The following is a 13,528-nucleotide window of genomic DNA, read 5'->3' as shown; positions in this document are numbered from 1 at the left end:
AATAAACACCCAAATTGGCCTTGACCGGGCCAGGTTTCTCTGTATAATGAAAATGAAATTCATTTTCAATAAGAAAGAGGTTTTCATATGCGTATTTTCTTAGCAGCCATTGTGCTCTTGCTGGCAGCTTGCGCTCCGCAGGCCGCCGGGCAGGCCACGCCGGGCGGGCAATTGCAGGTAGTGGCGGCCAACTCCATCATTGCCGATGTCGTCGCCCAGGTGGGGGGCGAGCACATCGCACTCTCCGTGCTGGTGCCCGCCGGGGCAGATCCGCACGCGTTTGAGGCGACGCCGCAAGATGCGGCCAAGCTGGAAGGCGCCGCGCTGGTCTTTGTCAACGGCTTGGGTTTGGAAGAATCGATCGAGAGCGTATTGGCTCAGGCCAGCGCGGATGGCAAAGTGGTAGTGGTCTCGCAAGACCTTGACCTGCTTGCCTTTGAGGAAGATGCGGAAGGGGAACACGAGCACGAAGGGGAACACGAGCACGAAGGGGAGCACGAGCACGAAGGCGAGCATGAGGGTGAAGGGGAGCATGAGCACGAAGGTGAAGGGGAGCACGAGGGCGAGCATGAGCATGAAGGGGACCACGAGCATGAAGGTGAACACGAGCATGAAGGTGAACATCACCATCATGGCGGGCAAGATCCGCATGTGTGGATGGACCCCCACAATGTGCAGGCCTGGAGCGCTGTGATCAGCACGGCGCTGAGCCAGGCGGACCCTGCCCATGCGGCAGAGTACCAGGCCAACGCGGCCCGCTACCAAGCACAACTCGAAGAGTTGGATGGCTGGATTGCAGAGCAGGTTGCGGCGATCCCCGTGGAGCAGCGCCAACTGGTAACCGATCACGAGTCGTTCAACTACTTTGCGCGGCGCTACCAGTTTGAGATCGTCGGGGTGCTCATTCCCAGCTTCAGTTCACTCAGTGAAGTCTCGGCTGGGGAGTTGGCAACCTTGGAGCAAAGCTTGAGTAGCCATGCGGTGCCGGCGATCTTCATCGCCTCTTCGATCAACCCCAGCCTGGCAGAACGCATTGCCGACGACATCGGCGTACAGTTGGTGACACTATATGCAGAAAGCTTAAGCGAAGCCCAAGGGCCAGCGCCCAGCTACCTGGAGATGATGCGCTACAACGCGAGCGCCATCGTGGATGCGCTGAAGTAGGCAACACATTGCAAAGGCGCCGGTAACCAACACCGGCGCCTTTTTTTGTGGGTTGCCCTTGCCTGGCTTAGGCAAATTTTGGCATTTTTGATATAGTCAGCCTACTTTGTGGGCGCGAGGTGCCAATTTTGACGATTGAATGGGGATATGCGCTGGCTCTGGCGGTTGCCGGCCTCACGTCGGCTGGGGTAGCGCTTACCAATTGGCGCCAGCAGGCCTATCGCGGCGGGCGCGCCTTGATGGTGTTGCTGCTGGGCCTGAGCTGGTGGTCACTGACCTATGCGTTGTTTTGGCTGCGCCTGCCTGGCCCAACGCCCTTCTTTTGGCTGGATCTTACCTATATCGGCGTGCTGAGTGTGCCCACGGCGCTATTTTGTTTCGCGCTGCAGTTCACTGGCCACGGCCGCTACCTCAATGGGCTGAGCTTCCTGCTACTCATCACCATCCCGCTCCTGACCCTGGTGCTGCTATGGACGGATCCGCTGCATGGCGTCTTCTTTGCTGGCAAGCGGGTGACAGGGCAGGGGGTGATCTTCGATGGCGGCTTTGGTTTCTACGCCAACCTGGTCTACGGCTATGGCCTGATCCTGGTGGCGATTGGGTTCCTGTTGCGCGCCCTGGTGACCTCGCGCGGTTTGTATCGCAACCAGATCCTGGCGGTCCTGATCGGCTTGGCGATTCCCCTGGTGGTCAATGTGGCCAGCGTGGCCGGGCTGGCTCCCTTTCCCAATTTGGATCTCACTCCCTTCACCTTCACGCTCACCGGCATCATTTTTGCCTATGCCATCTTCCGCCTGGGCCTGCTGGATATTGTGCCGATTGCACGTCACACGCTGGTGGAGCAGATGAGCGACAGCCTGGTGGTATTGGATGCACGCGACCGCCTGGTGGATTACAACCCGGCGGCGCGCCAATTGCTTGGCCTCGGCGATGAAGTGCCGATTGGGCGGTCGGGAGCCGAGCTGTTTGGCGCCTGGCCGCAGTTGGCGGCGCTGTTGCTGCAGATGCGCCCGGCCAGCCAGGAGCTGGCCTGGCCGGGCCAACCCGCCCGCACGATCGAGCTGCACGTTGTGCCGCTGTATGACCAGACCGGGGGGTTTGAGGGCCGCCTGATCGTGATGCGCGATATCTCGCAGCGCGTTGAGGTGGAGCGCCGCCTGCGTGAGCAGATCGCCCATAACGAAGCCTTGCAAGCGCAGCTGCGCGAGCAAAGCATTCGCGATTCGCTGACCGGGGTGTTCAACCGGCGCTATCTGGAGGAATCATTGCCGCGCGAGCTGGCCAACGCCACGCGCAAGAACGAGCCGCTCAGTTTGGTGATGTTGGATATTGACCTGTTCAAAAATTTCAATGATGTCTACGGCCATGGGATTGGCGATACGGTGCTGCAGAGCCTGGGCCATATTCTGATGGAGAACACCCGCGCCGGCGACATCGTGTGCCGCTATGGCGGGGACGAGTTCATCGTCATGTTTCCGGGCGCCAGCGCCGAAAGAGCGCGCGAGCGCATTGATGAGTGCCGCCGGCGCTTCGCCGAGCAGCCAATCGTGATCCAGGGCCAGACGATACGCACCACCATCTCCGCCGGGGTGACCAGCTTCCCGCTGCACGCCCAAACTGGCGAGGCGTTGTTGCAGGTGGCAGACCAGGCCCTGTATCAGGCCAAGCAGCAAGGCAAGAACAGCGCCGTAATCCTCTCAGCGTAACCCTTGCAAATCTGTTAGCAGGCGGGTTTCAGAAATCAGGTAAGCTGGGGCGGGCAGCTTGCATAACTGCAAGTTGTTGCTGAGTGGAGGCCGCCATCACAACCAAACGTATTCCTCTGGTGCTCAGTTGGCTGGTACTGTTCTTCGGCCTGCTGGTCTATCTGGGTTGGGCGGTTCACAGCCCGGCACTCACCTCCATTCTGCCTGATCAAGCCACCATGAAGGCCAACACGGCCTTGTGCTTCATCTTGCTCGGCGCGGCGCTGGTGTTGCACCAGCAGCCCAGCCTGCGCAAGCAGCGCGCCGCGCGGCTACTGGCTAGCCTGGTATGTTTGCTCGCTCTGCTCACCCTGGTGCAGTTTCTTTTCAAGATCAATTTGGGCATTGATGAATTCCCATTTGTAGACGATATGGGCTCGGTAGCAACGGATGCGCTTGGGCGTATGTCGGCGCCTACGGCTATCTCCCTCAGCTTGATCTCGCTGACCGTCATAATGGAAAAGGCCTGGTCTGAGAAGACGCGCCGCTACATCCTCGTGTTGGTGCAGATCATCAGCTTGAGCGTGTTCCTCAGCTTCCCCTTCAGCCTGGCCTTTGGCGATAGTATCTTTTTGTATTTTGGCATGGCACTCAACACCTCGCTGCTGATGGTGTTCGCCACGCTGGTGCTTTTACTACAGATGGAAGATCGCGGCTGGATGGATCGTTTAATCGCGCCCACGCCGCACGGCGCCGCCACGCGCCGCCTGCTGGCTACCGTACTGTTGGTGCCATTTATGCTGGGCTGGCTGATTTACTATGGTGAAGACCGTGGTTGGTACGAGGCGGCGATCAGTCGCTCTACTTATACGATCACGGCCATGCTGCTGTTGGGCTTCATCGTGATCACCAGTGCAGAGCGTATGTACCTGGCCGGGCAGGCCCAACGCACCCTGGAGATCAACCTGGATGCGGTGTCGCGCCAGCTAAGTTCGCTGATCGAGAATTCGCCTTCGGCAATCTCGATCAAAGATGTGGCCGGGCGCTACCAGATGGCCAATTCGCAATTCAGCCGGCTGGTGCAGCTCCCCACCGCGGCGATCATTGGCCAGGAGGCGGATGCCGTCTTCAAGGAGCCGCTGCTGGAAGGCGTGCTGGAAAACGAAGTCCAGGCCTTGCTGACCCGGCGGCCAGCCAGCGCCGAGCTCAGCGCCGTGGTGGATGGGGTTGAGCGCACCTACCTCAATCTCAAGTTTCCGCTGTTCAATGAAGCAGAGGAGTTGCTGGGCCTGGGCGGGATCTGGACGGATATTACTGACCAGAAAAAGCTGGAAGACGATCTGCGCAGCAAAAATTTGGACCTGGAGCGCTCGAACAAAGAGCTCGAGCAGTTCGCCTATGTAGCCTCGCATGATCTGCAAGAGCCCTTGCGCATGGTGAGCAGCTATATGCAATTGCTCGAATCACGCTACAGCGACAAGCTGGATGATGATGCGCGCGAATTCATTGGCTTCGCCGTGGATGGCGCTTCGCGCATGCAGCGTTTGATCCAGGATCTTTTGGCCTTCTCACGCGTGGGGACGCGTGGGCGCGATCCGGAAGTTGTGCAATCTGGCAGTGTGCTGGAAGAGGCACTGCAGAACCTCTCGATGCGTATCAAGGAGAACGAGGCCCGCATTGAGTATGGCAGCCTGCCGGCGGTGTTCGTGGATCGTAACCAGTTCACCCAGGTGTTTCAGAACCTGGTGGGCAATGCGATCAAATTCCGTGCCGAGCGCCAACCGATTGTGGCGATCAATGCGGTGCGCGATGGCGAGCACTACTTGTTCAGCGTGCAAGACAATGGCATTGGCTTTGACCCCAAGCATGCTGAGCGCATCTTTGTCATCTTCCAGCGCCTGAACAGCCGTGAGGTCTACGAGGGCACCGGTATCGGCCTGGCGATCTGCAAGAAGATCATCGAGCGCCACGGCGGCCGCATCTGGGTCGAATCGACGCCGGGGCAGGGCACCACGTTTTACTTTACGCTGCCCGCCGAACCTGACCCCAAGCTGATGGACCGCCCGGAGGCCCAGCCGGCCGAGGACGCCGTGGCTGCCCCGGCCGCCGAAAGCATTGAACAGCGCGCCCGCCGGCTGATCTAAACAGGAGGAGTACGATGGAGAATGCTCAATTGATCGATATTCTGTTGGTTGAAGACAACCCCGGTGACGTGCGCTTGACGCAGGAAGCCTTCAAGGATGGCATGCTGACCAATAACCTGCATGTGGCCATGGATGGTGAACAAGCGATGGATTTTTTGCACCGCCGCGGCCAGTTTGCCGATGCACCGCGCCCCGATCTGATCTTGCTGGATCTAAACCTGCCGCGCATGAATGGGCGTGAGGTATTGGCGGCCATCAAGCAGGATGCAGATTTGAAGCGCATTCCGGTGGTGGTGCTGACCACCTCGCAAGATGAGGCCGATATCACCGAGAGCTATCGCCAGTTTGCCAGCTCGTATATCGTCAAGCCGGTGAGCATGGATAAGTTCTTGAAAGTGGTCAGCTCGTTCAAGCAATATTGGCTCAGCGTGGTGAAGCTGCCCACGCCGGACTAGATTGATCAGCTAGTTTTAAAAAGCCAAAGAGCCCGGTAACGGGCTCTTTGGTTTTGTTGCGCAGCGACAGCGTTAGCTCACAATGGTGAGGAGTGCTGCCGCTGCGCTAAGACGGATACTATCCATGGGCAACACCTCCTCGCGAGTGGGATAGCGGGGGTGGGAACTGACTGGAGTATGACACAGCCATGCGCGGGTGTCAAACCGAAAGTGACCTGAGCCGCGGCGCTATTCGGCCGGCTGCCACTTCTCGTCGTCGCTTACGTCAAACTCGCGCATCTCGCCGGTGGCGATGTAGGCGGTGCGCTCACAGATGTTGATCACGCGGTCGGCCAGGCGCTCCAGGTTATGGCAGGCCCACAGCAGATGATTGATCTGATCGATGCTCTCGGGGGCGGCGATCATCTGGTCGAGAATTTCGCGCTGCACTTCGTTGAACAGCGCGTCCACCTCATCGTCTTGCTTGGGCACGCTGCGTGCCAGCTCCACCTTGCCGGAGACGAAGGCTTCAAGCGCCTTGTGCAGCATGTCCACGCCGATATCGGCCATCGTGCTCAGGCCGCTGGGCGGCTTGAGGCGGGTCTGGCCGCCGAGATTGTGGGTGATGCGCGCAATGCCCTTGGCATAATCGCCCATGCGCTCCAGCTCCGTGATCACTTCCAGCACGGCGGTGAGCATGCGTAGATCGCGCGCCATAGGCTGCTGGGTGGCGATCAGCGTGATGGTGCGCTCTTCAATCTCGAAACGCTTGGTATTGATGCGCTTATCGTTCTTGTAGACCTCTTCGGAGAGGACGAAATTGCGCTCGCGCAGCGAGCGCACCGATTGCAGCGTGGCTTGCTCCACCATGCTGCCGAGCAGCAGCACCTCATCCATCAATTCCCCTAGTTTGCGTTCCAATGTTTCGCGCGTATTTGCGTTCACAGCCACCTCAGCCCTCATTATACATAGGCCCTCAGTATATGCTGAGGCGCAGCCACGGTGCTTTATTAAATGGTTAATTGTTTGTTTTCGGCCTTAGCAGAGGGGCGGGTGGGCAGGTGGCTGTGCCAGTTTGCGGCTTTGCTAGTATAATAGACTGAATTTGTATCAGAAAAATCATATTAACACCCAGGTTGAAACGAACCTATGACGAGTAGCTCCCAGGTAAGCCCCGCCATGCAGCGCTATGCTGCCGAGGTGTTCCGCATCCAGCAGGATGAGGGCAAAGTGTCGCTCTCGCACCTGGCCGAGCAAGTGGAATCCTCGCCGCAGGCGATTGCCCGCATGGTCAAGCGTCTTACCGATGCTGGCTTTGCCACCTACGAGCCGTACCGCGGCGTGCGTCTCACCAAAGAAGGCGAACGCATCGCCATGCCGGCGCTGCGCCGCCACCGCCTGGGCGAGGTGTTCCTGGTGAAGGTGATGGGCTACGACTGGGCCTCGGCCCACGAGCTCACCGATGTGTTCGAGCGCGGCATCAACGAGGAGCTCGAAGACCGTATTGACCAGCTTGCCGGCTTCCCGACTAATTGCCCGCACGGCGAGCCGATCCCGACCAAGGACGGCACGATCACGTTCCCCAACGATGGCCCGCTGGTGGATAAAGAAGTGGGCGTGAGCTGCAAGCTAACGCGGGTGCGCACCCATGATATGGATAAGCTGCGCTACATTGCCAACCTGGGCCTGACCCCGGGCGTGGAGTTCACCCTGGTGAGCCGGGCGCCGTTCAACGGCCCGCTGCGTCTGCAGATGGGCCGCAACGACCAGGTGATCGGCTATGAGCTGGCCAGCAGCCTGTGGGTGGAAGAGACCAAGGCGAGCTAAGTTAGGCATTGTGGTTTGAGTTGAGAGTTGAGAGCGGTTGGCGCAAGCTGGCCGCTTTTTTTTGTTTGGGTGGATCAGTAAAGGCAGATTGCCACGTCGCAACAAGCGGCTTACAAAAGGCCTGCTCGCCCTGTTGCTCCTCGTATAGTGGGAAGCGGGAACCGGCTGCAGTTGGGGGGTCACTGGGCTGCACCCTCACGCGTTTCCGGCGGGGTGGTTTTTATGGAATTGGGTCTGCGGATGCCCTTCGCTGCGCTCAGGGCGACACGCGAGGCATGTCGGTTTGGGTGATTAGTAGGGGCGCAGCATGCTGCGCCCCTACGGAGTTCGGTGGTAGATTGCCAAGACTGGCTTCAACTAGCGGCTGGGGAAGGAAGGATGCACGCAGGTGGTGAGGATTGGCAAATTTAAGATTGCTTCGACTTTGCGCTTAGATAGTTCACAAAGGCTGAGCACATAACCAAAAGCAATAATGCATCTTCTTGGCGCAAATCTGGACTATCTTGCATTGCATGCCTTACTCCCTCTTCATTACTCGTGTATCCATAAATTTTGAGCAAACCATCTTTGAGGGCGGGATGAATGCGATGTTTCTGTTCAATTAACTTGATGGCATCGCCTAAAGTAGCCTTGGGTAAGTTAGCAAGTTTTTGGGCAGCGCTTTCCACTGCAGAAATTGATTCTTTAATTGAATTGCGGTAATCGGGCTTCTCTTTATCAGATAGCAATTCAATTGCCCGAGTTAGATGGGTGGAAGCTCCGGGTATCTCTGTTTGATCTATGGCAGCTTGAATGGTCGAGATTTCCTCAGGGCTCGTAATTGGAAGAAAATTTCCGTCGATAATTCTGTAGCCAGAAAACTCGCTAACAAGAACATCCTCTAGAATCTCGATTGCATCAGTTGACATTAGATCTTTTGAGATTAGCCATTCAATAAAATCATACACCCCATGCCAAGCAGATGTAAAAAAGAAATTACGAAAAAATTCAAGTTGTGCAACTGGGTTGCTGGGTACATGGTCAACAGGGAGCTTCAAAAATGAATGGTAGAACTTAATGCTTACTGTTCTGATATCCATACCTTTGAAGCCAACGTGACCTTCGTTGAAGACAAATGTGTAAATTACATTCCAAAGTCTATTTCGCAAAGAATCGGACATTTCTGCAACTTGAATAGTCTCATTAACTGGGCTAATTCCCATGCGCTGACTAAAATTCATCTTTCCCTGCCCTAAACTAGTATGAGTTGCTACCGCTTCTTGCGCCCGGTGTAGGCCGGCGCAGTCAGCGCGTATATCGTGCACAGGCGCGTGTCCAGCATGCGCGCTCTGATGCGCGAGTCCATGTCCTCCAGCCGGTCGGCGGTGGTGATCACCGTGGGCAACTGGGCGTTGTAGCGGTGGGTGAAGAGCTGATACAGCTTTTCGCGCGCCCAGGGGGTGGCGGATTGCGTGCCCAAATCGTCCAGCACCAATAGTTCGGCGTTGCGCATCTCTTCGAAGCGCTGGTCGTAGCTCACTGGGCTGTTGGGGTTGAAGGTAGCGCGCAGATGGTCGAGCAGATCTGGCACCATGATGAACAGCGGCATGCGCCCCAGGTCCTGGGCGTAGTTGGCGATGGCGGCGGCCAGGTGCGTCTTGCCGCTGCCGTGGCCGCCGGTGAACACCAGCCAGCCCTTGGGCTTCTCGGCAAACTTGCGTGCCGCGTCGAAGGCTTTCTTTAGGCTGCGGCTGTCGGCAGCCGGCAGCCCCTCGCCCTCGCGCAGGTCAAAGCTGGCAAAGTTGCGCTCACGTAGCAGGTGCAGCGAGGAAAGCTCGTTGGCGCTGTCGTCGGTGGGGCGGCGGAAGTCAGGGGCCAGCATGCGGATCTGGGTCACCAGCTCCGGGTCGCTCAGGCGCGAGCGGATGCGGCCCTCGATCTGGTCGAGGGCCAAATTCGTGGTGACGATCAGCGGCAGGCGGTTGATGTAGCGGTGGTTGATGATCTGGAACAGCTTTTCCTGCGCCCAGGCCGTGGCGTTCTGCGTACCGAAATCATCCAGGATCAGCAGCGGTGCCTGGCGAATTTCTTCGAAACGTTCTTCGAAACTTTCCTCGGCGGAGCCGTAAGTGAAGCGCAAGCTGTCCAGCAAATCGGGCACGGTGATGAAGATCGTGGGCAGGCCAATCTGCACGGCGAAGTTGGCGATGGCAGCCGCCAGATGGGTCTTGCCGCTGCCGTAGCCGCCTTCAAAGAGCAGCCAGCCTTCCATATTCTGGGCAAACTGTTGCGATTGGTTGAAGGCCAGCTCCAACGAATCGGCCTGGCGGGCGGGCAGGCCCACGCGGCCGCGCGGCTCAAAGTTCTCGAAGGTGAGCTCGTTGAGCTCGTCCAGGCGGCTGATGGCGTACAGGCGGCGGCGGGCTTGCAGCGCCACCTCATCCTTGCGGCAGGTGCAGATGACCGTGCGGCCAAACTCCGGGTGCCCCAGCGGCTTGTCAGCGCGCACGTAGCCCAGACCGCCGCAATGGGGGCAGTTGGGGTCGCCAACCGTATCCGGCTGCATGTGGCTGTTCTGGTTAGTGTTCGATGAAGTCTGAGAATTCGCCTTCGACGTAGCTTCGCCGATCTTTTTCAGAATTCCCTTGAGTTCGTCGCTCATCGCGTCCGTCTTCCTGCCATCGGCGCAAGATGGCTTGTACATAGCTCCACGAGCGGGCGTTGTTTTCAACGGCGATGCGCATCGCCTCCTCCAGCCACTCTTGGGGGTACTCACGCTCGGCATCCTTGAGCGCATCCGCCATCATCGGGGTGATGGCGCCGATGTTGCGTTCGTAGAGCGCAAAAATGTTGGGGCGCTCGTGGGCCAGCTCGATCGGGTAGCGCCCATCGCCGCTGGGCTGCCACTCGCCGTTTTGCACGGCTTCGTACAGCGCCCGGCCGCGCGCCGAGTTGAGCATATAAAACTGGCGCGGCTGACCATCTAATTCTAGCTGGGCCTGCAGCAGCGTGCCACGCTGTACGGCTGCGGCCAACCCCGCGTCCAGGTCGGCTTGGCCGCCGGGCAGGCCGGAGAGGAACAGCGCATCCTCGGTGAAGTCTTGCGGCTGCAGGTAGCGCGCTTCGCCTTCCATGCGCTCCAGCTTCCACAGTGCGTACAGGGTCACCTTCAGCTCGGCCAGGCTGTCGATCTGCGGCAGCAGCTCGCTGAAAAAGGGGCCGGGCAGGCGCGTGAAGCGCACCTTGCCCGCGGGGAAGCCGCCGAAGCTACTGTGGCTGCTGCCCGGCTTGGCGCTCATTGAACCCCGCAAAATCCACGGTGCGCGTGGCTGCATTTTCAAACTTGGCCAGTTGCTCACGGAAGACCAGCTCGATCACGCCGGTAGGGCCATTGCGGTGCTTGCTGACCATGATCTCGGCGATGTTTTTGCGCAGGCTGTCTTCTTCGTACTGGTCTGGGCGATGGATGAACATCACGATGTCGGCATCCTGCTCCAGCGAACCCGACTCGCGCAGGTCCGACAGCATCGGGCGCTTGTCGGCGCGCTGCTCCACCGCACGCGAGAGTTGCGCCGCGGCCAGCACCGGCACGTTCAGCTCGCGCGCCAGCACTTTCAAGCTGCGCGAAATATGCGAGACTTCCTGCACGCGGTTGTCGTTGCGCCCGTCACCCTGCATCAGCTGCAAATAGTCCACCACGACCAAGTCCAGCCCAAACTCCATATGCAGGCGGCGGCACTTGGCGCGCATCTGCGTGGGCGAGATGCCCGGCGTATCATCCAAAAAGACTTTGATGCCGCCCAGCGTTTCCACCGCCTGGGCGAACAGATCCCACTCGCGCTGTTCCAGCTTGCCGCTCAGCATTTTCTGGGAGTTGATGCCGGTTTCCTGAGAGAGCAAACGCGCCACCAACTGCTCGTTGGACATTTCCATCGAGAAGATGGCCACATGCTTTTTATGCAATTGGGCGGCGTTCTTGACGATCGACATCAGGAAGCTGGATTTACCCTGAGCAGGGCGGCCGGCGATGATCAGCAGATCGGAGGGCTGCATACCGCTCAGCAAGCGGTCCAGGTCAATAAAGCCGGTCGGCACGCCGTAAAATTCCTCGCTGCGCCGCGAGAGCTGGTCAATGCGGTCGTAATAATCGCTGATGACCTGCTTGATCGGCTTGAGGTCGGTGGAGAGCTGGTGGTCGCTGGCGCCAAAGACGGCTTTCTCGGCTTCCTCGATAGCCGCCTCGACGCTCAGGTTCTCCTGATAGGCGGTCTTGGCGATCTTGTTGGCGGCTTCCAGCAGGCGGCGGCGGATGCTGGTCTGCTGCACCAGGCGGCCGTAGGCCTCGGCGTGCAGCGAGCTGGGCACGTTGTTGATCAGCCCAGTGATGTAGGCCGGGCCGCCAATCTCGGCGAGGTGGCCGTTCTTATCCAGGTCTTCGGTGACGGTGAGCAGATCGATGGGGATGCGCTGCTCGTGCAGGCGGGTAAAGGCTTCCCACACCCAGCGCAGGCGGTGAATGTGAAAGTCTTCGGCGGTGAGGAAATCGGCAACGTCGTAGTACGCCTCAGGGTTGATCAGCACCGAGCCGATGACGGCTTCTTCGGCCTCGCGGCTGTGCGGCACCAGTTGCTGCGGGCCGCTGGGGGGCGGGCTGTCTGAGGCGTAGGCGTCACTCATCTAGTTGTTCTTGCCCTTGGTGGGCTTGCCGTTCTCGTCATCATCATCGCTGATGTCGAGCTGGGAGAGAAAATCTTCGAAGGCTTCCAGGCGCTCTTCCGGGTTCACGCGAGTATCGGTCATCTCGGTTTCTTCGAGCAGCGGCCGATCGCCATCCGAATGGGCACCCTGATCCATATCTTCCTCGGGTACGATGCCGGCCGCGTCGAGCACGCTGCGCGCCACCAGGATGGGCACATGCGTGCGCACGGCCACCGCCAGCGCATCCGAGGGGCGCGAGTCGATCTCGATCGTGCGCCCGTTGGCTTCCACCACAATGTTGCCGTAGAACACATCGTTCTTGAGGTCGTGCACTTCCACGCGCACCACGCGGCCATCCAGGCTGCGCACCACTTCGCGGATCAGGTCGTGCGTCATCGGGCGGGCCACTTCCACTTCCTGCAGCGCAAAGGTGATCTGCTCGGCCATGTAGGGATCGATCCAGATCGCCAGGTAGCGATCTGCTTCGGCTTCGCGCAAGATCACCACGCGTTGCTGCGACATCAGCCCTACGCGGATGCTATCAATCACCACTTCGATCATTTCGCTCATTTTGTGTATGCCTCCGGGCCAAACAGCCCAGGCCTGAAAGGCTGGCCGCACGCAGAGGCAGTGCGATGGCCAGCGAATAGTGCGCTATTTTATCATCCGTCCCGCGTGCCTGGCGCCAGCCGCACAACCCTCAACCTTAACGAGTGCTGGCGGGTAGCCTGAAAGTCCTGCTTTTCTTTAAGGTTTGTGCGTTATAATTTTTGCTCGGTACGGATGAATGAGTTTAGGCGCAGGTCTCTCTTAAGCACGTTGGGGGTATTGGCACATGGCGCGTAAACTATCTCAGGCAAGTAAAACAAAGATATTGTGGGTGGAAGGCCGTTGGATCAGCAACGGCGAATTTGTGCCTGCCTTGCTTAAGAAGGGCTTCCAGGTGGAGCGCGTGCCCAGCGGCAAAGACGCGTTGGAGCGCGTCGGCCAGGCCAAGTTCGACCTGGTGATCTTGGATGCGGCCTCGATGCGCACCAATGGGCGCCGCATCTGCACCTCGATCCGCAGCCGGGTCAGCACGATGCCGATCCTGCTGATCTCTGACCCCGCCCGCCCGCTGGAAGCTGAATTCGAATGCGCCAACGCGGTGTTGGTGCTGCCCTTCACCCAGCGCAAGCTGCTCAACCGCATCGCCCCCTTGCTGCCGCCGGAAGAGGGCCGCCTGCTCAAGGCCGGCCCGATCGAGCTGGATCTGGATAGCCACGCAGTCAAAGTGGGCGCCAAGAAGACCGTGCTCACGCCGCGCTTGGTGCGCCTGCTGCAATTGCTCATTGATAGCAAGGGCGAAGTGGTGGAGCGCAACGCGCTATTCAAGAAAGTATGGCGCACCAACTACACAGGGGATACGCGCACACTGGATGTGCACATCAGTTGGCTGCGCAACGCCATCGAGAAAGACCCCAAGAAGCCTAAGCTGCTGGTCACCGTGCGCGGGGTAGGTTACCGCCTGGATATCTAGCTCCTACGCGCCGGCCATAGCTTTTAGCACCCTCTGGATGCTAGCACCCTCTGGGTGCTTTTTCTTTGCCTGGAACCA

Annotated in this window: 12 protein-coding genes; 6 read left to right on the top strand and 6 right to left on the bottom strand. The window is 59.0% G+C overall.

The window, feature by feature from the left end; all coding sequences use genetic code 11:
• The first annotated feature begins 87 nt into the window (after positions 1 to 87).
• The 4 genes from KF821_07915 to KF821_07900 all read left to right on the top strand — a co-directional run bounded on the left by KF821_07915 (position 88) and on the right by KF821_07900 (position 5,448).
• Positions 88 to 1,164, top strand: coding sequence for a zinc ABC transporter substrate-binding protein (locus tag KF821_07915; protein MBX3005734.1), 1,077 nt, complete (start codon positions 88 to 90; stop codon positions 1,162 to 1,164).
• 128 nt (positions 1,165 to 1,292) lie between these two features.
• Complete coding sequence (locus tag KF821_07910) at positions 1,293 to 2,870, top strand: diguanylate cyclase (protein ID MBX3005733.1); 1,578 nt, start codon at positions 1,293 to 1,295, stop codon at positions 2,868 to 2,870.
• Between the two features lie 83 nt (positions 2,871 to 2,953).
• Positions 2,954 to 4,993, top strand: coding sequence for a PAS domain-containing protein (locus KF821_07905; protein MBX3005732.1), 2,040 nt, complete (start codon positions 2,954 to 2,956; stop codon positions 4,991 to 4,993).
• A gap of 14 nt (positions 4,994 to 5,007) precedes the next feature.
• Positions 5,008 to 5,448: a response regulator gene (locus KF821_07900; GenBank protein MBX3005731.1), complete on the top strand. Its 441-nt coding sequence runs from the start codon at positions 5,008 to 5,010 to the stop codon at positions 5,446 to 5,448.
• Between the two features lie 228 nt (positions 5,449 to 5,676).
• On the opposite strand, the gene phoU is transcribed toward KF821_07900, so the two are convergent.
• Positions 5,677 to 6,378: a phosphate signaling complex protein PhoU gene (gene phoU / locus KF821_07895; protein ID MBX3005730.1), complete on the bottom strand. Its 702-nt coding sequence runs from the start codon at positions 6,376 to 6,378 to the stop codon at positions 5,677 to 5,679.
• A gap of 198 nt (positions 6,379 to 6,576) precedes the next feature.
• Here phoU and KF821_07890 point away from each other — a divergent pair, with 198 nt between their 5' ends.
• Positions 6,577 to 7,254: a metal-dependent transcriptional regulator gene (locus KF821_07890; protein MBX3005729.1), complete on the top strand. Its 678-nt coding sequence runs from the start codon at positions 6,577 to 6,579 to the stop codon at positions 7,252 to 7,254.
• A 407-nt stretch (positions 7,255 to 7,661) separates the two neighbouring features.
• On the opposite strand, the gene KF821_07885 is transcribed toward KF821_07890, so the two are convergent.
• Genes KF821_07885 through KF821_07865 form a run of 5 tightly spaced genes read right to left on the bottom strand, consistent with a single transcriptional unit; the run spans position 7,662 to position 12,501 of the window.
• On the bottom strand, positions 7,662 to 8,456 hold the full coding sequence (locus tag KF821_07885) for a hypothetical protein (GenBank protein ID MBX3005728.1): 795 nt from the start codon (positions 8,454 to 8,456) through the stop codon (positions 7,662 to 7,664).
• Between the two features lie 47 nt (positions 8,457 to 8,503).
• The gene (locus KF821_07880) at positions 8,504 to 9,799 is read right to left on the bottom strand and encodes an ATP-binding protein (GenBank protein ID MBX3005727.1); all 1,296 of its coding nucleotides are present in this window, start codon (positions 9,797 to 9,799) and stop codon (positions 8,504 to 8,506) included.
• Between the two features lie 13 nt (positions 9,800 to 9,812).
• Entirely contained in the window at positions 9,813 to 10,532 is a 720-nt protein-coding gene (locus tag KF821_07875) for a DnaD domain protein (protein ID MBX3005726.1), read from the bottom strand.
• The gene (dnaB, locus tag KF821_07870) at positions 10,501 to 11,910 is read right to left on the bottom strand and encodes a replicative DNA helicase (protein ID MBX3005725.1); all 1,410 of its coding nucleotides are present in this window, start codon (positions 11,908 to 11,910) and stop codon (positions 10,501 to 10,503) included. The genes KF821_07875 and dnaB overlap by 32 nt, the downstream gene beginning before the upstream one ends.
• Positions 11,911 to 12,501: a bifunctional nuclease family protein gene (locus tag KF821_07865; protein MBX3005724.1), complete on the bottom strand. Its 591-nt coding sequence runs from the start codon at positions 12,499 to 12,501 to the stop codon at positions 11,911 to 11,913.
• 304 nt (positions 12,502 to 12,805) lie between these two features.
• Here KF821_07865 and KF821_07860 point away from each other — a divergent pair, with 304 nt between their 5' ends.
• Entirely contained in the window at positions 12,806 to 13,450 is a 645-nt protein-coding gene (locus tag KF821_07860) for a response regulator transcription factor (protein ID MBX3005723.1), read from the top strand.
• Positions 13,451 to 13,528: the final 78 nt, after the last annotated feature.

The sequence above is a fragment of the Anaerolineales bacterium genome, from assembly GCA_019637755.1.
Classification (GTDB): domain Bacteria; phylum Chloroflexota; class Anaerolineae; order Anaerolineales; family UBA11579; genus JAMCZK01.
This window is presented reverse-complemented; position numbering and strand designations above follow the sequence as displayed.